Here is a 19,113-nt window from a genome sequence, read left to right as displayed (position 1 = left end):
AACTTGCCCGCGCTGTAAGTCGGATCGCCTCGCGCCGGGGCAAAACCCCAGCAAACGGGGCTTCCCCTTCCCCCTTCCCCTGGCACCTGGCACCCGGCACCTGGCGCCCGGCGGCCGTGGCGTGGGCGGCCGGACGGCACGCGGCCCGAGCCGGACTCGGCCGGGCAGGGCTCGGCGCCAGGCGTGGTGACGCGGGTCACATCGCGGGGCCGTCCCCTCGCCGCCGCCCTGTTCGTGGCTGGGGTGTATCACCTCACACGACAAGGAGACCAGCATGGACGCCCGTTTGAACTACGCCGCCAACCCGGCCGGGACCAAGGCCGTGAAGCACATCGTCTCGGCGAGCAGGGCCTTGGCGGACTCGTCCCTACCGGCCGCGACGCAGCAACTGGCGGCGCTGCGGGTCAGCCAGATCAACGGCTGCGCCGTCTGCGTCGACCAGCACACCAAGGACGCCGAGCACGCGGGGGAGACCCAGGTGCGGCTCAACCTGGTGGCGGTCTGGCGGGAGGCGACGGTCTTCACCGAGGCCGAGCGGGCCGCGCTGGAGCTGGCCGAGCAGGGCACCCGTACCGCCGACGGCGCCGGGGGCGTCAGTGACGAGGTCTGGGCGAAGGCCGCCGAGCACTACGACGAGGACCAGCTCACCGCCCTCGTGTGCCTCATCGCCGTCATGAACACCTGGAACCGGCTGAACGTCATCACCCAGCAGCCCGGCGGCGACTACACGCCCGGCAAGTGGGGCTGACCGCCGCCCCGGCCGCGGCGACACCCCCGCGTGGCTCCCGAGTGGGCGACGCCCTGCCGGGTGTCGCGGAGCAGGTCGGCGGCGAGGATGATCATGCGCCTCGGTGAGACGTGCTGTCGTGACGGCCGCCGATGATCGAGGATGGCATCGAGCGAGCCGTTCGGCGTCGTCGCCGGGCGCGGCCAGGGAGGATGGGCGATGGACACGACGTTCTGGGACGAGGCGGACCGCGTTCTGATCCGTTACGGAGTCGACTTCACCCCGAGGGTCATCGAACGGGCCCGCGGCGCGTACGTCTACGACCGCCAGGGCACGCCGATCCTCGACTTCACCTCTGGGCAGATGAGCGCCATCCTCGGGCACGCGCACCCGGACATCGTGGCGACGGTGTCGTCGGCGGTGGCGTCGCTCGACCACCTCTACAGCGGCATGCTCAGCGCCCCGGTGGTGGAGCTGGCGGGCAGGCTCACCGCGACCCTGCCCGCCACGCTGGGCAAGATGCTGCTGCTCACCACGGGCGCCGAGGCGAACGAGGCCGCGATCAAGATGGCCAAGCTGTGCACGGGCAGGTATGAGATCGTCTCGTTCGACCGCTCCTGGCACGGCATGACCCTGGGGGCGGCCGCCGCGACGTACTCGGCCGGGCGGCGCGGCTACGGTCCGCCCGCACCGGGGAACCTCGCGCTGCCCGCGCCGAACGCCTACCGTTCGCCGTTCCGGCGCACCGACGGGTCGTACGACTGGGAGGAGGAGCTGGCCTACGGCTTCGCCCTGGTCGACCGGCAGTCCGCAGGAAGTCTGGCCGCCTGCCTGGTCGAGCCCGTTCTGTCCTCGGGCGGGATCATCGACCCGCCGCCCGGCTACCTGCGCCGCCTCAAGGAGTTGTGCGAGGAGCGCGGGATGCTGCTCATCCTCGACGAGGCGCAGACCGGTCTCGGCCGCACCGGCACGATGTACGCGTTCGAGCGCGACGGCGTCACCCCCGACGTCCTGACGTTGTCCAAGACCCTCGGAGCCGGGCTGCCCGTGGCGGCCGTCGTCACCACCGCCGAGATCGAGCGGGTCTGCCACGAGCGGGGGTTCCTCTTCTACACCACGCACGTCTCCGACCCGCTGGCCGCCTCCGTCGCGCTGACCGTCCTCGACGTCATCGACCGGGACGGCCTCGTCGAGCGCGCCGCGCGGCTGGGCGACCAGCTCACCGAGCGGCTGCTGGCGCTTCGCGACGCCTACGAGGTCGTCGGCGACGTCCGCGGCCGTGGCCTGCTGCAGGGCGTCGAGCTGGTCCAGGACAAGAAGAGCAACGCGCCCGCCGACGCGCTGGGCAAGGCGGTCACCTCGGCCTGTCTCGAACGGGGGCTGCACATGAACATCGTCCAGCTCCCCGGGATGGGCGGCATCTTCCGCATCGCCCCGCCCCTCACCATCGGCGACGACGAGCTGAACACCGGCGTGGACCTCCTCGAGGCGTCGCTGAAGGCCGTGCTCGACGCCGCCGCCCGCTGAGGCCGCGCCGCAGGGCGGACCGGTCGTCGATCGGCGGTCGCGGTCAACCCCTATAGGACAAGTCTCATATGGGAGCTAACCTATAGAGGTGTCTCTACGTCATGCGATCCTCGGCCTGCTGGCCGTGCGGCCGATGAGCGGCTACGAGTTGAAGAAGACCATCGACGAGAGCGTCGGGCACTTCTGGACCGCCGACCAGTCGCAGATCTATCGCACGCTGTCGGGGCTGGTCGACGACGGCCTGGCCGCGCGGCGCACGGTCGTCCAGGACGATCGGCCCAACCTGCACCTCCACGCGGTGACCGACGGTGGGCTGGCGGAGCTGGATCGGTGGCTCGCGTCCGGCCTGCGGACCCCTCCGGCGCGCGAACCGTTCCTCGCGCGCCTGTTCTTCGCCGACAGGCTGCCGGTCGACGAGATACGGAAGCTGGTGCGGGCCAGGCGGCGCGAGACTGGCGAGCTGCTGGCCGCGCTGGAGGCCATCGCCGTCCCCGAGCCCTCCGGCGACCTCGGCCAGGTCCTCCGCCTGGCCACCCTGGCCAACGGCGTCGCCCACGCCCGCGCCGAACTCGACTGGCTCGACACCGTCGAACGACAGCTCGACCGGGTCGGCCGGTGAACGGCCCGTCCCGCGCGGACCGGCTCGACCGGATCGCGGCCCGGTTCTCCGCCAAGCCGACGATCCCGGCGCTGAGCGTCGCCATCGAGCAACCGGCCACCGGGTTCGCCTGGAGCCACGGCGACACCGCCAGGCCGTACTTCTTGGCCAGCGTCACCAAGCTGCACACCACGTCCGTGATCATGCAGCTCTGCCACGAGCGCGCGCTCACCCTCGGCACGCGCGTCGCGGACCTGCTCGGCGACGACCTGCTGCGCGGCCTGAACACCTACGACGGTCACGACCACGGCGGCGCCATCACGGTCCACGACCTGCTCGCGCACACCTCGGGGATCCCCGACTACTTCGAGGGGAGGCGCCCCGGCGGAGGCAGCCTGTCGGCGGACCTGCCGCACGCGGACCACGCCTGGACCTTCGACGACGCCATCGAGGTGGCCCGCTCGCTGACCAGCGGGTTCGCGCCGGGCACGCCGGGCAGAGCGCACTATTCCGACACCAACTACCAGCTCCTGGGCCGGGTCATCGAGGTGGCCACCGGCGGAGGCTACGAGCAGGCCGTCCGCCGCCGGATCGCCGAGCCGCTCGGGCTGCGCGACACCTGGCTGTTCACCCCGGAGACGCGCGGGCGCCACGACGAGGTCGCGCCCCTCCTGAACGGCCGCGCCCCCTTACGCCTGCCGGACGCGATGGCCTCGGCCGGCCCGGACGGCGGCCTGGTGTCGACCGCCGCCGACGGGCTGCGGTTCCTGCGCGCATTTGTCGGCGGCGAGCTGTTCCCGGCCTCCTATCTGGAGCGGATGACGTCCACCTGGAACCGGATCTTCTCCCCGATCGAGTACGGCCTCGGGATCATGCGGTTCGCGCCCCCTCGGTGGTACTCGCCGCTCGCCCCCCTGCCGCCCCTGATCGGGCACTCCGGAGCGTCCGGAGCGGTGTTGTTCCACGCCCCGGACCACGACCTGTTCATCTCCGGCACGGTCAACCAGTTCCGGCACCGCAGCCTGCCGTACCATCTCGTGCTCCGGCTGATCGGGCGGCTGGTGTGAGCGCGCGTACCGGACCTGGCCTGGACGCTCAGCTCCAGGTCAGGTTGATCGTGCGTTCGAAGTCGACGTATCCCGCGCGCAGGAAGGCGTTCGCCATGGGAGTGTTGCCCACATCCGTGGCGGCCCGGATGCGCGGGACGTCGTGCCCGCTGAGGATTCGGGTGCCTTCGGCGAGGATGTCGTCGATGTAGCCGTTGCCCCGGTGCGCGGGCAGGACGGCGAGGTAGCCGATGACGGGGTTGTAGTCGTTGCGGGCCGGGGTGACGAACCCGACCGGCTCACCGTCCGGCAGCGTCGCGATCCGCCACCAGTCGCGCGGGCTCCGGAAGTGGGCGAGTTCGCGCTCGAAGTGACTGACGGCGGCCTCGCGGGGAGGCATCCTGGCCAGGTCTTCGCGGCTGTGCGCGTCGAGCGTCCCGTCCAGCACCTGGGTCATCAGGGAGAGCAGCTCTTCGACGTCGCCCATCGGCCGGAACGCCAGGCGTCCGCTCGGCTCGCGGATCGGAGTCCCGGGACGCCACTCCAGACGCAGCCGCTCGACCAGCGGGCGGGCGCCGATCCGCGCCAACGCGGTCATGAGGCCCTGGACGCTTCGCCTGGTCTCCTCGGTCTCGTGCCAGTCGGGCGGGACGAGACGCAGGTATTCGGGAGGACGGGTGCCCGCCGGGACCACTTCGGCCAGGACGGTCCGCAGCAGCCGCTCGCCGAGGTCCACGCGGTCGCGTTCGGTCATGCCGTCGTCGACGTCGAAGACGTCCAGCAGGAAGGGCGCGTCGTCACCGGCGTGGCCCCACCAGGCGGCCCTGGCCAGCAGGCGGTCGCCGTGGAGGGCGACCCACATCCATCGCGGCCGGCGGCGCCCCGCCGCCAGGTCGTCGGCCAGCTCCTCGTTGAGGACGTAGGGCAGCCGGCAGAACAGGTCGAGTTCGTCGTGCCCGGTGATCGGGCGGATGGTCAGGTCGTTGTCTTGCACGGTCAAGCACGCTCCGAAGTGAAGGCGCCTGTCCGCTCCGGGGTCAGACGTGGTCCGCGCCCCGGGAGGACACAAGCGCGATGATCATGGAAATCATGGGCTTATCCCTCCTCTCGGTCTCGTGACCCTGGTCGTCGAGGGTCTCGGCCCTAGAGATCTATCCGACTGCCGGGCCCCGGCGCAAACCATTTTCGCGGCCCTCGCCGATCGAAGATGATCATTAAGCCGTGAGCTACCTCATTTGGCCGCCGGGTGCGGATGGCCTGGACTTCATCACGTGACGCGCGGTCATTCGGTCATGGCAGCACGAACGGAATGAGGACGACATGGAAGGCTTCGACCCGCGGACGAGCTTCGGGTACGAGGTGTCCAAGCGGTACGACGCCGAGGACACCCGAGGTGACGAGGAGCGGACGGTCGCGTTCCTCGCCGGGCTCGCGGGCGGGCGCGACGCGCTGGAGCTCGCGGTCGGCACCGGCCGCATCGCCCTGCCGCTGACGAGGGCCGGCGTGCGCGTGGACGGCATCGAACTGTCGCCCGACATGGTGGACCGGATGCGCGAGAAGCCGGACGGCGACCAGATCCAGGTGACCATGGGCGACATGTCCCGCGTCACCACCGGGCGCACGTACGGGCTGGTCTATCTGGTGTACAACACGATCGGCAATCTGCTCGGCCAGGACGACCAGGTCCGCTGCTTCGAGAACGCCGCTCGGCACCTGGACGACGAGGGGGTGTTCGTCCTCGAGTGCCGGGTGCCGAGCGCCCCCGCGCGGCCCGGCCACCAGTTCGTCGACGTCGAGCGAATCGGTGTCGACCACGTCGGCCTGGACGTCTGCCGCTACGACCCCGTGACCCAGGTGCTCGACGAGAATCACGTCCGCGTCAGCGCCCAGGGCATCGTCTTCAGCCCCATCAGGCTCCGTCTGGCCCATCCGCCCGAGTTCGACCTCATGGCCCGGATCGCGGGCCTCCGGCTGCGCGAGCGGTGGGGAGGATGGGAGGGCGAGCCGTACACGGCCGCCAGTTGGCGTCACATCAGCGTCTACGAACGGCGGGCGGACGCCTCTCGGGCGCCGCTCTGACCGCGCCCGAAGTCCGGAGGACCACCGGGCGATCCCCGCGCGACCCGGTAGGGCCGCCCGGCCGGGTCGCGTGGGGTCGCGGCCGATCATCGGATGGCGTCCAGGTTCACGATCACCTGTTTGCCGTCCCGGGTGTACCAGAACAGCCCGTTCGACCGGTAGTCCAGCGACGCCGACGGGTCTTCGGCCGGACGCAGCCCGAGATCGCCTGCTCGGCGGGTGGTCGCGTCGTACAGGACCGCGCCGCGCAGTTTGCCGTTCTTGTCCTGCTGGGACAGGGTGAGGAAGCGGTCGAGCGCCGGTGAGTCGACGGGTACGGGATTGCCGGGCAGGTCCCGGGTGCCGCCCTCGCGGCCCTCCAGGGTGTCGCCCTTGACACACCAACTGATCCCGCAGGTGGCGAACGGCTCGACGGCAGCCGTGCTGCGCTTCCCCGTCTCGATGTTGAGCAGGTCGCCGAAGACCACCAGTTCGTTCATGCGCTGCTGGTCGCGCTGGTCGGGGCCATACCGCTGGGGGTCGAAACGAGGGGTGGCGGCCCAGGGCCAGCCGATCAGCGTGTGTCCGGACGTGCCGGGCAGCAGCCGGGGCTTGCCGCCCGACAGCGGCAGCTCGTAGACCCCGCCCTTGCCCCACAGCGTCCACACCGCCTTGTCGCCGACGATCTCCAGGTCGATGCCGCCGTGACCGGGCACGCCCTCGAACGTGGTCAGCCGGCGCTGCGCGCCGCCCTTTCTGGGCGCGGTCCAGATGTCCACGATCCGCTTGCTGCCCTGCTTGCGCACGGTCCACCAGTACAGCCGATCGCGGTCCGCCAGCACGGAGGACACGGTGACGACGGTCTTGGGCGGCGGCGTGACCTGGACGAGCAGCCGCGCCGTCCGCGCCTTGACGTCGTAGGCCCACAGGCCGTCCATCTTGTCGGCGTGTCCGTCCTTCTCCGTACGGACCAGGACGGTGTGGTCGTCGAGAAACGCCTCAGGCTGGAACGGTCTGCCGTTCGGCAGGAGCGCGGGCACGACGTGCACGGCGCCGGGCCAGACCTTCTCGATCGGCGGGAACACCGGGTCCGCCTGCTGGACCGGCCTCCTGGTGGCCGCGGCGGTCGGCGGGGGAGTCGCGACCGGCGTCCCTCTGGCCGCGTCGATCACCAACGGCGCGCCGGCGGTCAGCAGGACCACGGACGCCGCGGCGGCGAGCCCCGCCACGCCGTTCCTGCGACGCCTGCGGTGCGCCTCCTCGACGCGTGCGAGCAGGTCGTGCGCGGGGCGGGGGGCGTGCCGGGCCGCGGCGGCGAGTTCGGCGGTCAGGGAGGTCTCCAGTTCGTCGGTCACGTAACGTACCCCATGCTCCTCACGATTTCCGGCAGGTCGGCGCGGAGTTTGTCGAGGGCGCGGAAAGCCTGGCTGCGTACGGTGCCGCGCGAGACGCCGAGCACGTCCGCGATCTCGGCGTCCGTCAACTGCTCGTAGTACCTCAGTACGACCACTGCTCGCTGGCGCGGCGGCAGCTTGGACAGCGACTCCCAGAGGCCGGAGCCCTCGTAGGGCACGTCCTCGTAGGCGCTGTCGGGCGGCGTGGCCGTGACGTACTCGCGCCTGCGCACCCGCCAGGAATTGATGTGCAGGCGCGTCATCGTCGTCCTGACGTAACCCTCCAGCGCGTTCTTCCTGCGTACCCGCGACCACGAACCACGCAGCCGGACCAGGGCCTCCTGCACCAGATCGGCCGCGTCGTGCGGGTTGCCCGTCAGCACGTAGCCGTAGCGCAGCAACCCGTCCACATGCTCGGCCACGAACTGCTCGAACAGCGGATCTTCGTGCACGTGTGCATCCTCCTCCATCCCGACCTAGACGGAACGAAGACCACAGGTGTTGCATCCGTCCCTCCAGATCTTCGGCACGGCGTCATGACGCGACCTCCGCCACCGGCCGGTGAACACCTAGATCCCGGGTCAAAGTACGACGAAGAACGAGGTGGCCCGGCATGCTGCGGGTGGCGGCGGGCAGCAGGGCGTTCGGCGCGAGCGACATCCGTGCGGGGAGAGGGACCGGCTGATGGGAACGGGGACGCGGCGGGTGGCGGGGGCGGCCGTGTGCTGTGCCATCGGGGTGGCCGCGTGCGGCGGGGAGCACGCGCACCGAGCATCGGTCCAAGCGCCGGTTCACCAGCCGCCGGTCCATCAAGCGTCTGTCCGCCAGGCGCCGGTCCACTCAGCACCGGCCGCCGATGGCCGGTCCGATGGCTCGCCCGATGGTTCGCCCTTCGCCCGGATGATGGCGCGGATGCACCGGGACATGGCGGCCGTGCGGCCGAGCGGTGACCTCGACCGCGACTTCGCGGCCATGATGATCCCGCACCACCAGGGGGCGGTGGACATGGCGGTGGCCGAGCTGGCGTACGGGAAGGATCCGGTGCTGCGGCGGCTGGCCCAGGAGATCATCGTGACCCAGCGCCAAGAGATCGACGTGATGCGCCGCCGGGCGGCGGTCACGCTGCAACCCGCGCCGTCGCCGAGCGCCGCAGGACCCGCGGGCTCCGCCATCCCGGTCTCAGGACGCGACCGCGTCTACACCGCCGACCAGACCTCGAACACGGTCTCCGTGATCGACCCCGCCGCCAACCGGCTGCTCGGCGTGATCCGGCTCGGCGACACCGTGCCCGCCGCGCTGAACCCGCTGTACAAGGGGCAGCTCCTGGTGCACGGAATGGGCTTCTCGCCCGACCACCGGACGCTCGCGGTGGTGTCCATCGCGTCCAACTCGGTCAGCCTGATCGACACGGGCACCAACAGGGTCAAGGGCGTCGTCTACGTCGGCCGTTCGCCGCACGAGGCGTTCTTCACCCCTGACGGCAAGGAGGTGTGGGCGACCGTACGCGGGCAGGACTACGTGTCGGTGATCGACCCGGTGGCGATGCGGGAGAAGCGCCGGGTGGGCACGGCCAACGGTCCCGGCATGGTGCTCTTCCATCCGAGCGGCCGCTACGCGTACGTGCCGTCGAGCTTCACACCCGAGGTGGACGTCGTGGACACCCGCACGTACCGGGTCATTGCCAGGGTTCCCCAGGCCAGCCCCTTCTCACCCAACCTGGCGGTCAGCCGGGACGGCAAGGAGGTGTGGTTCACCCTCAAGGACAGCGGCAAGACGCAGGTGATGAGCGGCGAGCCGCCGTTCCGCATCCTGGCGACCCTCGACACCGGGCCCATCACCAACCACGTGACCACCGTGGACAACGCGGACGGCCGGTTCGCGTACGTGACCGTGGGCGCGGAGAACGCGGTGAAGGTCTACCGTCGCGACGGCGCGAATCCCCGGCACGTCGCCACGATCCCGGTCGGCCACCTGCCGCACGGCGTGTGGGGATCGGGCGACGGCACGCGGGTGTACGTCGGCCTGGAGAACCAGGACGCGGTCGCGGCGATCGACACCAGGACCAACCGGGTCATCGCCACCATCCCGATCGGGCAGCAGCCGATGGCCCTGGTCTACGTACCGCGGGCGGTGACCTCCGGCCCCGGCACGGCCAACCTGCGCCCCCGAGGCCAGGCGGCCATCGCCGGGCACCTGGAGCTGACCGCCGCGCCCGGCACCGGTGGGCGCGGGCGCGCCACCGTCTCGGTCAACGCCATGGGCCCTCTCGACACCCTGGAGATCGCCGCCTCGGGGCTGAGGCCCGGCGGCGCGTACACGCTGTGGCTCGTCTCCTCGCGTACGCCGCCGTTCGCGGAGCGGCAGGAGCTGGCGACGTTCAGGGCGAACGCCTCGGGGGCCCAGATCGCCCAGGCGATCGGGCCGCTCAGGGAGGCGCTCACCGCTCCTGGCACCGCTCCTGGCACCGCCCGCGACCGGCAGCGCTACCTCCTGGTCACCGGGGCCGGAACGGACACTCCGGTGCTCGTCCAGAAGACGCCCTAGCCTTCCTCTCCCCGGTCAGCAGAAGACGGTGGCCAGGGCCTTGGGCAGGGCGTTGGCGGGGATCTGGCCGGTGTGGGGTTCGCGGAGATCACCAGGGTGCGGCCCTCGTCCGAGCGCAGCGCGTACGTGAGGTAGCCGAAGATCGCGCCGCTGTGCCCGTACACGCTCTTGCCGCAGGTCAGACGAACGCCGTACGTGCGTTCCTGACCACCCCGGCCGGAACCGAGATGCTCCAGGAGATCCTGATGTCCATGATGGCCAAGCAGGCGACCGCCAGCGCTCCCCAGGAAGGTACGGTGCTAAGGCTCCTCGCATGAGCCCGGCCAAGGCCACGCCTGAGGCGCTCTTCCAGGCCCCTGACGCAGCGGCGTAGCCGTTGGGCATCACGGCCCCGGCTTCACAGCCGGGGCCAATTTCATCTGTACGTCAACCTCGTACGTGAAAACGCAGACGTACGCTGCGGCTGTCAGCCGCCGTCGCCGTCGCCGACGTGATCACCCGTGTAGCACGACGTGCAGTTCGCTTTCGAGGCGGCCACCGCATCGCGGGGCCACACACTGTCGAGCACGTAGAAGCCTTCCCGCCGTAACAGGTCGGCGGTCTCCGCCACCGTCAACACCTTCCGTCCACTGGCCAGGAGTTCGGGGTTGTCGTTCGGGGTGTGGTGCACGAATGCGCCGTGGCGCCGGCAGTGATGGTGATACTCGACCGTGTACAGGATGAACGTGTCCCACGCCTTATCGACCAGCGGGGACGGCGACAGTGCCCGCGAGGTATCCCGGGCGGCCACGGCCACGAAGACGAGCGCTTGGTCCAACGCCGTGCGTGCCGTCTCCGGCGCGAGATCGTGAACGGCCACGATGCGCGCGGCGATCCGCTCGAACAGGGCTTCGGCGGCGCTGTCGTCGCCGGGGTGGCGGGGGTCTTCCAGCAGGGCTATGCCGGTGTGCATGCCGACCAGTGAAGACACGGGCTTGCTCCCTTCAACGGTGGGTGGGGGTTGGTGGCGCCCCCGAGAGTTCGTTTCGGGCCGGGCGGCCCGAGAGGACGGGCAGGCCACACCATCGCGGGCGGGCAGCCGGGGATCCAGACGCCAACGACCGCCCTGGTCGTGGATGGAGAACGCCTTGATGCACCCGAGCATGCCGTACTGGGTCCGCTTGTCACGGACGACCCAGACGAGTTCGGGAACGTGGACGGCTGCGCAGCGGGCCGTCTTGCTGGAGCCCACTAGCTCACCCCGCGTTCTGCGCGACCAGCACGCCCACACGTTGCGGCTGGTCGGGTGAGACGACCTCCACCCTGCTGGCCTGCGGCTCGTTGTCCGCCCCGACACTCGGCAACTCCACCATGTAGCTACCAGAACGCACCCCGATGGACACCGTCGCCACCTTCCAACCAGCGTCGGCGAAGATCACGAGTTCCGGCGGATGCCACAGCGTCTCGGCACTGCCGTAGGGCTTGACCTCGCATCGGTCGGCACGACGCCTGATCAGTTGCCCATGGATACCGCGTGCCCTCAGATGCGTGATGACGCGGTTGAGGGCAGCGTTCTGCCCTGTGGCCTCTTCCTCTGTGATCGGCCGACAGAGCAGATCAGCGTCCGATCCTGTTGTGTGTGTGCCCGCCATGCCTTGAAGTTAGAAGCAAACATCTACACGGCGTGAAAAGTTGCCCATGTTTGCCCATTAGTCGAAGGGCAGGGCTTCGATCGCTTTCCGGATCAGCTTCTCAGCCGACTCGCCGACGACGGCGAGAGGAAACAATCTTTCCCACGCAGACACGTACATAGCGATCTCGTCGGGCTGCACGATCGTTAGGTAGCCAGACACCAGTTCCACGTTCACCTGAGCGAAGTCCGTCATCGTGAACGACTCTTCCGGCCACACGCCCCACCCGCTGCTGGTGCGGTCAGCGGTCCGTGGGATGACCGCGATCAGCACCGAGGGCATCAGCATCACCGAAAGCAGGTGCCGGAGCTGTTCCACATGCACGGCTGGAGGCGTGGTTCGGTACCACAACACGCTCTCTTCCAGCAGGAACGCAAAGCGGGCGTCTGAGCGGTGCAAGACACGACGGCGTTCCATCCGTTCTGCCACGGCCCCGGCAACGTCATTCACCTCAAGGGCCTGCTCATGTCGGACGGCCTCCAAGGCCGCTGTGGTGTAGCCCTCCGTCTGGAGAAGGCCAGGGATGACCCTGTTTGAGTAAACGCGCATCAAGCGCACACGCTCGTAGCGATCCCTGACCGACTCCTGTGCCCCCTTCAGTCCTCGTCTATGAAGCTGCTTGTACGTGACCCACATCCCGGCCGCCGCGCGCAGCTCGGCCAACAGTTCCTCAGTACGCCCTGGCGATACCTCGCAGACCCGGCACCAGGTGCGCAGATCCTCCGGGGAGATCGGGCGGGCGGCATGTTCGATCTTGGAGACCTTGGAGACGCCGTGCCACCCTGCCAGCTCGGCCAGCTTGCGGCCGGTGATCCCGGAATCCTCCCGGATCTCGCGAAGCTGGTCGGCCAGGCGCTGCCGCGCGGCTTGGGCGCTGGAGGAGGGGGAGGGAGGTGACGCCATGGTGAATGCCCTGAATGCCCGATCTGAGCTACTTTGGCTGGTATTGCTGATGCGGGATCGCCCGTTCCCAAATCTGCTCGAACATCGCGAGACATCGAGTGACCAGATCGGGATCGTTCGAGAACTGATCCTCCTCGGTGTCCACTCCCGCGCCAGAGCTGAAATTGAAGCAGACCAGTTTCCCGTCGAACATCCAGAAGTCCGTGCCGGGCAGCATCAGGTCGAACGCCTGGCGACGCGGCAGCCAACGCACCTCCTCACCGGCCTCGACGTTCTCGTCCGTGATCATGTGCTCCCACCGGATGTAGTCGCTGATCGGCTCTGACACGACCCGTGCGCGGCGAATCCGGACTCCACGCCCTACGGCCTCTCGAACCGTATCGGTCCATCCGTGACGCTCGTAGCGGCCGGAGCCGCCAGCAAGGAAGTCTTGGAACGCGGAGTGGCTGGGGTCGTGGTGTCGCGTATCTCCAGGTGCACGGCCGAACGCCGGGCACCGCGAATCATGTCCCTGATCGTCGTCGGCCCGTGCCCGACGCGACCGGCCTCGAACGTGCCCGCTATCGCCTCGCCGATGATCGGCTTCATCCGGCCCGGCTGCCAGACCACAGCCTCATCAGCCCCGATGGGACTATGCTTCGCGATCTTCGCCAGGACAGCCGGATCGGTAACGAGCTTGCCCTGAAAGAAGATCTTGTCCGTCTCGTCATCGACGAACACGGCGCAGCACTTGTCGTCGGGGGAGTTGGGGTCCATGCCGACGAAGTGGAATGCCATGGCGCTCTCCTCGCTCGCGCATTGCCCAATATTGCCTTCAACCGGTGAGCCTGGAGTCAGTCGAAGATGGAGTCAAGGGCTGGCGTCCAGGATGCGGTTCGAAGGGTCAGCACAACGTCAGCACCCTGCCGACGAATGACCCTGAACAACGGCAAACAACAAGAAGCCCCAGACTCACGATGTAGCCGCACGGTGATCGTGCTGCCCGTGGGCAGCGCTCCTGGCAGGTGCTTGGCGACCGGGTCGTCGAGGGACAGCCTGCCCTCGTCGGCGAGTTGCACGAGCACGGTGGCGACGAACGACTTGGTGACGCTGCCGATCCGGAAGTATGCGGCGGGGTCGGCGGGCTTGCGCGAGGTGAGGTCGCGATATCCGGTCGCGGACGTCCGGCTCTTGTCGTCCTCGCTCACCCGTACCAGCACCGCCGACAGGGCCTTGGTCGTGACCAGGGCGTCGAGCTGCTGGCGGAGCGAGTCGTGGGCGGGCGTGAGGGTGGTCACGGCGAGCAGGAGTGCCGTGATCTTGGTGAGGAACATGGGGACGACGCTAAGGATTCAGGACACGCCGGTGCCATGCGGGCGACCACCCAGCGACCTGCGGAAAACCACATGGTTGCCCACACCAGGGCGGCCGCTTCCGGCGTGCGCGCGTCCGGTGCGTCGTACACCCGCTCCCGCCACCCGACCCCGGCGTACGAGCGACGGCGGGGGAGCCCGGACGCTACGATGAGCGGCCGCTGATCGCTTTGGGGAGGTACCCGTGGATTTCGGGGTGTTGGCCGTGCACGCGCATCCGGACGACGAGGCGATCTGGACCGGCGGGACCCTGGCCAGGTACGCCGACGAGGGCGCCAGGACCGCCGTCGTCACGTGCACCTGGGCCGAGGGAACCCGGCGGGCCGGCGAACTGGAGCGCTCCCTCGGCATTCTCGGCGCGGGCAGGCCGAGGCTGCTCGGCTACGCCGACGCCGGCAAGCCCGAGTCCGCGCCCGGCGGCCCGCGCTTCGTGGACGTGCCGTTCGACGAGGCGGTGCACCGGGTGGTCGAGCACATCAGGGAGTTCCGTCCCGACGTCGTGCTCACCTACGACGGGTACGGCTCCTACGGTCACCCGGACCACGTACACGTGCACCGGGTGACCATGGCCGCGGTCGAGGCGGCCGGGTACGACCAGCTCTACCGGGACACGGGCGATCCCTGGCGGCCGAGCGCCCTCTACCTGGCGACCATCCCGCGATCGGTCGTGGTGTCGCACTGGCAGGCGGTCTTCGGTACGCCTCCCGAGCCCGGCCTGACGCTGCCGGGAGTCCCCGACGAGCAGGTCACCACCCACCTCGACGTCGGGCGGTGGGCCGAGCGCAAGTGGGCGGCCATGCACGCGCACGAGTCCGAGGTCGGGCGCGGCGCGTCGATGACCCTGCTCACCTCGCTGCCCGAGCAGGCCAGGGCCCAGATGCTGGCGAACGAGTGGTACCGCCGCGTCTCGTTCACCGGCGCCCAGGAGACCACCCTCGGCCGTCCTGGCGGCACGGGCGAGGCTGTCGGCCGTCGCGTCAGAACCTGACGGAAGCGCTCCTGTCAGTCGTCGAGAAGGCGCCAGGCGGTGACGGCGAGCCTGGCCCGGGTCAGCCCGGCCGGCTCGCTGAGGTCGACGCCCAGCACCTGCCCGAGGTGGTCGAGCCGCCGGGCGACGCTGCTGTGGTGGAGGCGGAGCAGGTCGGCGGCGCGGCGCAGGGAGCCGGTGGCGCTGGGCGTCCAGGGTTTCCACGTCGTCCGGGTTCGCGGCCACGCGGGTGATCGCGGCGACGTCGGCGTTGTCTCTCGCGGCCGCCTGCGGCACGTGCGCGAGCAGCGCCGGCACGCCCAGGTCGTCGTGGTGGACGACCGGCCGCCGCGGGGTGGTGAAGCGCAGGGCGGTACGGGCCTGCTGTGTCGTCACCGCCGAGCTGTGCCCCAACCGCGACGAGGCCATCACGTACGCGCTGCGCCTGCTCCAGGCGGGCGTGCCGGTCGAGCTGCACCTGGGCCGGGACCTTCCACGGGTCCCAGGCGATCCTGTCGGCCGAGGTGTCCCAGCGCCGGCTCGCCGAACTCGGCGCCGTCCTGCGCCGCGCGCTGGCGAGTGAGGTCGTGCCCGGCAGGACCGTGACCCCGTTCGATCTCCACGCGTCCGCGATCCACCTCCACCATGGCGGCACGATCCACACCGGGACCGCCGCCATCGTCCCGCGCGGGCGGTGGCACCGCATCGAACTGGACATCCCCAGCGACATCATGGCCGTCACCCTGCCGCGCGGCGGCCGTTGGGAGCGGCGGCCCGAGCCGTGAGCCGGTGGGGACGGCGGGAGCCGTCCCCGACCCCCGGCGGCCCGCGAACGACCCGAGGCCGAGACCCCGGTCATCGCAGCGGCGGCAGGGGGCCCATGGTGGTCAGGTCGTAGGTGGTGTCCAGTGCCCGCATGATCTCGTTCGTCAGCTCGCCCGCCTCGGACGCGCGGTGGATGTCGCGGAAGTACCCCTCCGTCCCGCCGGGCACGAAGATGGTCAACTTGCGCCCGCCCTCGGGACCGGCGACGAAACCGTGCGGTGCCCGGGGCGGGACGAACACCACCGCGCCCGCCTCCGCGGCCAGCCACCGTTCGGCGACGTAGTAGTCATAGGCGCCGTCCAGGATGTACCACAGCTCCGCCACCTCATGGCTGTGCAGGACGGTCGCGGAGCCGGGCGGGTCCGCGCTCTCCAGCAGGCCGATCGCGCCGCCCGTCAGCTCACTCGACGCCTTGATCAACATTCCCGTGCCCTGCGGCGTGGCGGCCCGCTCACCCTGACCCGCCGCGGAAACAAAGGGCGCCGGCGGGGCGCCCGTCGGCGAGCCGCCGATTCGGTATTCACGCATGACGATCTCCTGTCTGGTAAAGAGCCGGAGTCAACCTTGCACCATCCCGGCGGAAAAACATCCCTCTCCTGGTGGAATCTTCGGCGATCGGTGCGTTTCTGGGCGAAGCGGAGCCTGTCAAGGTCCGCGCCTGTCAAGGTCCTCCGGCCGTGGTCACAGCGCGTGGCCGCCCGCCACCTGCAGCACCTGGCCGGTGATCCAGCGGGCCTGGTGAGAGGCCAGGAACACCACCGCGTCGGCGATGTCGTCCGGCTCGCCCACCCTCCCCAACGGGACGATCGCCGTGACCTCGTCGATGAGGTCCGCCCCGATCCAGCCCGTCTGTACGGGGCCGGGCGCGACGGCGTTCACGCGGATGCCCCGTGCCGCCAGGTCCAGCGCGGTCGACCGGGTGAGCGCTTCGAGCGCGGCCTTCGACGTGCCGTACCCGGTCTGGCCGGGGAACGCCCGTGCGGCGTCGGTGGTGATGTTGACCACGCACAACGGGTTGTCGCCGCGCCGCACGCGCGCCACCTCGGCGGTCAGGAGCGCAGGGGCGATGGCGTTCACCCGGTAGTGCCGTTCGAGCGAGCCGTGGGTCAGCGTGTCGACGGTGTCCGGCGACTCGCAGTGGGCCGCGTTGTTGACCAGCACGTTGATCGAGCCGAGCCGGGCCGCGACCGTCTCCACGAGCCGGGCGGGGGCGTCGGGCTCGGACAGGTCCGCGCTGACGGCGAACGAGCCGTCGCCGAACTGGGCGGCGAGCCGGTGGGCCTCGTCGGCGGCGGGCGTGACGTGGGCCCATCCGCTGCCGGTGGGCGCGGGGGAGTCGTGGGCGAGATAGTGGATCGCCACGCGTGCGCCCTGGGCGGCGAACGCGCGGCCGATCGCCGCCCCGATGTTCCCGGCTCCACCGGTGACCAGGACGTTCTGGCCCGCGAGGCGGGTGTCGAGCATGGTGTCTCCTTGACGGTGTCGGTTCGAGCGGGCGTGCCCCTGCGCGACTGCCGGAATGTCGTACCCGCGTGGGAGCATGACCCTATGGCGACCTCGAAGCAGCCGGCCACGGTCCCCACCGCCGCCGACGTGGACGAGTTCCTGGCCGCGGTCCCCGACCAGCGGCGACGTGACGACGCGGAGCGGCTGCGCGCGATCCTGGCCGAGGTGACCGGCGAGCCCGCGGTGATGTGGGGTTCCGGCATCGTCGGCTTCGGCAGCTACCGCTACACCTACGAGAGCGGGCGCACGGGTGACTGGCCGCTGGCGGGTTTCTCGCCGCGCAAGCAGCATCTCGTCGTCTACCTGGTGGGCGGGTACGAGGAGCGGCACGCCTCGGTCCTCGCCCGGCTCGGTCCGCACAAGACCGGCAAGGGATGCCTCTACCTGAAACGGCTCGGCGACGTCGACGAGAGCGTGCTGCGCGAGCTGGTCGACCGCACGGTGCGGGTGCACAGGGGCGTCGACCGGGAGAGCCGCCGCGAGGAGGAGTCCCGCTCCGCCGGGCCCGGTCTCGACGCCGAGCCCGTCCGAGGCGGCTGAGGGCCAGGGCTGAGGGCTAGGGCCGAGAGCCGGTGGGGCTGAGGGTCAGGGCTGAGGGTCAGGGCCGAGGCCGGTGGGGCTGAGGACGAAGGTCGTCGCGTCGTCGGCGGGCACCTCCAGATCGAGCCCGGTCCCGGCGAGCGCCGCGGCGATCTCCGCACGGTCGCCCGCCCACCCGAGGTGGAGCTTGCCGACCAGGTCGCCCCTGGCGTCGAAGGCCGAGTCGTGGCTCTGGGTGTTCCAGAAGACGACCCTGGGCGACCCGGTGTCCTCCATGCGCTCGGCCACGCGCTCCCAGCAGCCCGACGTGGTGGGCCAGAGGGCGGGCTCGGCGACGTAGCCCTGCGCGGCCAGGCGTCCGAACGCCCGCAGGATCCTGCACAGATCGGACGTCTCCGCGGCGGCCAGGCAGGTCACGGTCCCCTCGCCCGGCTCATGCAGGCCGCGCGCGGCCTCCACGAACCGAGCTATCGCGGCGTCGAAGTCGTCCGGGTCCTCGTCCTGCGGCTCGTCCTCGGGGACGCGGGCCACGAGCCCCTCCCAGGCCAAGGCCGACTGGACACCCGATGGCAGACCGCCCCTCCAGCGGATCTCGACGTCCCGGCACAGGGCGCCGTCGGCGGTGAACGCGTCGGAGAAGTCATCCGGCAGGGCCAGCAACCCGGACGTACCGCCCGCGGACGCGAACTCCTTGCCCGTGACGTGCCGCCAGCCCGACTCGTCCAGCCGGTCGAGGGCCCGGTCGAAGGCGTCGCTGTGCGACTCGGCGGGCGAGTGCGCCCTCTCGCGCCGGGCGGCCTCCCGCCGGAGGCGCGAGATCACCATCGCCCACCAGGAGTGCGGGTGCGCGAACGCCTCGGGGTCCAGTTCCCCGAGCCCCGCGGCGATCTCCGCGAGGCGGGCCTTGTCGTCCGAGGGCCGCTCGGCCGGCGGCGAGAGGGTGTACGCGCCCACCTGCCGGACGAACTCGGCGAAGGCCGCCGTCGTGGCGTTCACGATCTCGAACTGAGGGCTCTCGCCCGGCTCTCCGAGCGACAGGAGCACGACGGCCCTCTTGCTCACGTCGAGGAAGTACAGCAGGTCGCCCTCGGGTCCGGCGCCGCCCAGGATCAGAGCCCGGTTCTCCTCGCCGAGCGGGCAGACGGCGAACAGCCCTAACGGCCCGTCGGGGATGTCCGTGCCGAAGTACGGGCCCGCGTACCTGGGCAGCCCGGTCTCGGTAAGCAGCACGAGGTCGGCCTCGGACAGTCCGAGCTGTTTCCCCGTCTCGACGTCCAGGGTGACGACGCCGTCCTCGCTGGCGGACATGACACTCCCTTTCGGATGTTGTGGTCGTCTGACCGGAAAGACGGTAGTGATCCGCTCCCGCCGCTGTCTCGGGATCGGGGAGATCGGTGATCATGGCGCTTCCGCGCTCCCCTGCGATCGGGGAGTCCGGGCATGCTCTAAGTTCGTG

At 70.4% G+C, this 19,113-nt stretch carries 21 protein-coding genes; 9 read left to right on the top strand and 12 right to left on the bottom strand.

What is annotated here, in order from left to right:
* Positions 1 to 274: 274 nt before the first annotated feature.
* From ACZ6S0_RS33815 to ACZ6S0_RS33800, 4 genes are all read left to right on the top strand, one after another.
* Positions 275 to 748 carry a carboxymuconolactone decarboxylase family protein gene (locus ACZ6S0_RS33815; protein ID WP_465923372.1) on the top strand — a complete coding sequence of 158 codons (474 nt, stop codon included), beginning with the start codon at positions 275 to 277 and terminating at the stop codon, positions 746 to 748.
* Positions 749 to 889: 141 nt separating this feature from the next.
* Entirely contained in the window at positions 890 to 2,254 is a 1,365-nt protein-coding gene (locus ACZ6S0_RS33810; RefSeq protein WP_465923371.1) for an aspartate aminotransferase family protein, read from the top strand.
* An 88-nt stretch (positions 2,255 to 2,342) separates the two neighbouring features.
* The gene (locus tag ACZ6S0_RS33805) at positions 2,343 to 2,873 is read left to right on the top strand and encodes a PadR family transcriptional regulator (protein WP_465923370.1); all 531 of its coding nucleotides are present in this window, start codon (positions 2,343 to 2,345) and stop codon (positions 2,871 to 2,873) included.
* A complete protein-coding gene (locus ACZ6S0_RS33800; protein WP_465923369.1) occupies positions 2,870 to 3,919 on the top strand; it encodes a serine hydrolase domain-containing protein in 1,050 nt (349 codons plus the stop codon). The genes ACZ6S0_RS33805 and ACZ6S0_RS33800 overlap by 4 nt, the downstream gene beginning before the upstream one ends.
* Before the next feature lie 28 nt (positions 3,920 to 3,947).
* Here the strand turns inward: ACZ6S0_RS33800 and ACZ6S0_RS33795 are convergent, their stop codons facing one another.
* Entirely contained in the window at positions 3,948 to 4,898 is a 951-nt protein-coding gene (locus ACZ6S0_RS33795; protein ID WP_465923368.1) for a GNAT family N-acetyltransferase, read from the bottom strand.
* A gap of 320 nt (positions 4,899 to 5,218) precedes the next feature.
* Here ACZ6S0_RS33795 and ACZ6S0_RS33790 point away from each other — a divergent pair, with 320 nt between their 5' ends.
* Positions 5,219 to 5,977 (top strand): class I SAM-dependent DNA methyltransferase, encoded by a 759-nt coding sequence (locus tag ACZ6S0_RS33790; protein ID WP_465923367.1) that lies wholly within the window; start codon positions 5,219 to 5,221, stop codon positions 5,975 to 5,977.
* 86 nt (positions 5,978 to 6,063) lie between these two features.
* On the opposite strand, the gene ACZ6S0_RS33785 is transcribed toward ACZ6S0_RS33790, so the two are convergent.
* Together ACZ6S0_RS33785 and ACZ6S0_RS33780 are read right to left on the bottom strand one after the other, a co-directional pair.
* Positions 6,064 to 7,311 (bottom strand): hypothetical protein, encoded by a 1,248-nt coding sequence (locus ACZ6S0_RS33785; RefSeq protein ID WP_465923366.1) that lies wholly within the window; start codon positions 7,309 to 7,311, stop codon positions 6,064 to 6,066.
* Positions 7,308 to 7,802 carry a SigE family RNA polymerase sigma factor gene (locus ACZ6S0_RS33780; RefSeq protein WP_465923365.1) on the bottom strand — a complete coding sequence of 165 codons (495 nt, stop codon included), beginning with the start codon at positions 7,800 to 7,802 and terminating at the stop codon, positions 7,308 to 7,310. The genes ACZ6S0_RS33785 and ACZ6S0_RS33780 overlap by 4 nt, the downstream gene beginning before the upstream one ends.
* Positions 7,803 to 8,034: 232 nt before the next feature.
* Between ACZ6S0_RS33780 and ACZ6S0_RS33775 the strand changes: the two genes are divergently transcribed.
* On the top strand, positions 8,035 to 9,894 hold the full coding sequence (locus ACZ6S0_RS33775) for a DUF305 domain-containing protein (protein ID WP_465923364.1): 1,860 nt from the start codon (positions 8,035 to 8,037) through the stop codon (positions 9,892 to 9,894).
* Positions 9,895 to 10,360: 466 nt separating this feature from the next.
* On the opposite strand, the gene ACZ6S0_RS33770 is transcribed toward ACZ6S0_RS33775, so the two are convergent.
* The 5 genes from ACZ6S0_RS33770 to ACZ6S0_RS33750 all read right to left on the bottom strand — a co-directional run bounded on the left by ACZ6S0_RS33770 (position 10,361) and on the right by ACZ6S0_RS33750 (position 13,780).
* The gene (locus tag ACZ6S0_RS33770; RefSeq protein ID WP_465923363.1) at positions 10,361 to 10,864 is read right to left on the bottom strand and encodes a glycine-rich domain-containing protein; all 504 of its coding nucleotides are present in this window, start codon (positions 10,862 to 10,864) and stop codon (positions 10,361 to 10,363) included.
* A 265-nt stretch (positions 10,865 to 11,129) separates the two neighbouring features.
* On the bottom strand, positions 11,130 to 11,525 hold the full coding sequence (locus ACZ6S0_RS33765) for a hypothetical protein (RefSeq protein ID WP_465923362.1): 396 nt from the start codon (positions 11,523 to 11,525) through the stop codon (positions 11,130 to 11,132).
* Between the two features lie 57 nt (positions 11,526 to 11,582).
* A complete protein-coding gene (locus tag ACZ6S0_RS33760) occupies positions 11,583 to 12,467 on the bottom strand; it encodes a helix-turn-helix domain-containing protein (protein ID WP_465923361.1) in 885 nt (294 codons plus the stop codon).
* A 28-nt stretch (positions 12,468 to 12,495) separates the two neighbouring features.
* A complete protein-coding gene (locus ACZ6S0_RS33755) occupies positions 12,496 to 13,071 on the bottom strand; it encodes a DUF6879 family protein (protein WP_465923510.1) in 576 nt (191 codons plus the stop codon).
* Between the two features lie 229 nt (positions 13,072 to 13,300).
* Complete coding sequence (locus tag ACZ6S0_RS33750) at positions 13,301 to 13,780, bottom strand: serine hydrolase domain-containing protein (RefSeq protein ID WP_465923360.1); 480 nt, start codon at positions 13,778 to 13,780, stop codon at positions 13,301 to 13,303.
* Between the two features lie 223 nt (positions 13,781 to 14,003).
* On the opposite strand from ACZ6S0_RS33750, the gene ACZ6S0_RS33745 reads away from it, so the two are divergent.
* Positions 14,004 to 14,807, top strand: coding sequence for a PIG-L family deacetylase (locus tag ACZ6S0_RS33745; RefSeq protein ID WP_465923359.1), 804 nt, complete (start codon positions 14,004 to 14,006; stop codon positions 14,805 to 14,807).
* Between the two features lie 14 nt (positions 14,808 to 14,821).
* On the opposite strand, the gene ACZ6S0_RS33740 is transcribed toward ACZ6S0_RS33745, so the two are convergent.
* Complete coding sequence (locus ACZ6S0_RS33740; RefSeq protein WP_465923509.1) at positions 14,822 to 14,959, bottom strand: hypothetical protein; 138 nt, start codon at positions 14,957 to 14,959, stop codon at positions 14,822 to 14,824.
* 351 nt (positions 14,960 to 15,310) lie between these two features.
* On the opposite strand from ACZ6S0_RS33740, the gene ACZ6S0_RS33735 reads away from it, so the two are divergent.
* Positions 15,311 to 15,571, top strand: coding sequence for a hypothetical protein (locus ACZ6S0_RS33735; protein ID WP_465923358.1), 261 nt, complete (start codon positions 15,311 to 15,313; stop codon positions 15,569 to 15,571).
* A gap of 70 nt (positions 15,572 to 15,641) precedes the next feature.
* Here the strand turns inward: ACZ6S0_RS33735 and ACZ6S0_RS33730 are convergent, their stop codons facing one another.
* Complete coding sequence (locus tag ACZ6S0_RS33730) at positions 15,642 to 16,139, bottom strand: cupin domain-containing protein (protein WP_465923357.1); 498 nt, start codon at positions 16,137 to 16,139, stop codon at positions 15,642 to 15,644.
* A 153-nt stretch (positions 16,140 to 16,292) separates the two neighbouring features.
* Positions 16,293 to 17,075: an SDR family NAD(P)-dependent oxidoreductase gene (locus ACZ6S0_RS33725; protein ID WP_465923356.1), complete on the bottom strand. Its 783-nt coding sequence runs from the start codon at positions 17,073 to 17,075 to the stop codon at positions 16,293 to 16,295.
* Positions 17,076 to 17,159: 84 nt separating this feature from the next.
* Here ACZ6S0_RS33725 and ACZ6S0_RS33720 point away from each other — a divergent pair, with 84 nt between their 5' ends.
* The gene (locus ACZ6S0_RS33720; RefSeq protein WP_465923355.1) at positions 17,160 to 17,657 is read left to right on the top strand and encodes a DUF1801 domain-containing protein; all 498 of its coding nucleotides are present in this window, start codon (positions 17,160 to 17,162) and stop codon (positions 17,655 to 17,657) included.
* 45 nt (positions 17,658 to 17,702) lie between these two features.
* On the opposite strand, the gene ACZ6S0_RS33715 is transcribed toward ACZ6S0_RS33720, so the two are convergent.
* Entirely contained in the window at positions 17,703 to 18,965 is a 1,263-nt protein-coding gene (locus ACZ6S0_RS33715) for an SUKH-4 family immunity protein (RefSeq protein WP_465923354.1), read from the bottom strand.
* Positions 18,966 to 19,113: the final 148 nt, after the last annotated feature.

The sequence above is a fragment of the Nonomuraea sp. NPDC051298 genome (genome assembly GCF_055586305.1).
This window is presented reverse-complemented; position numbering and strand designations above follow the sequence as displayed.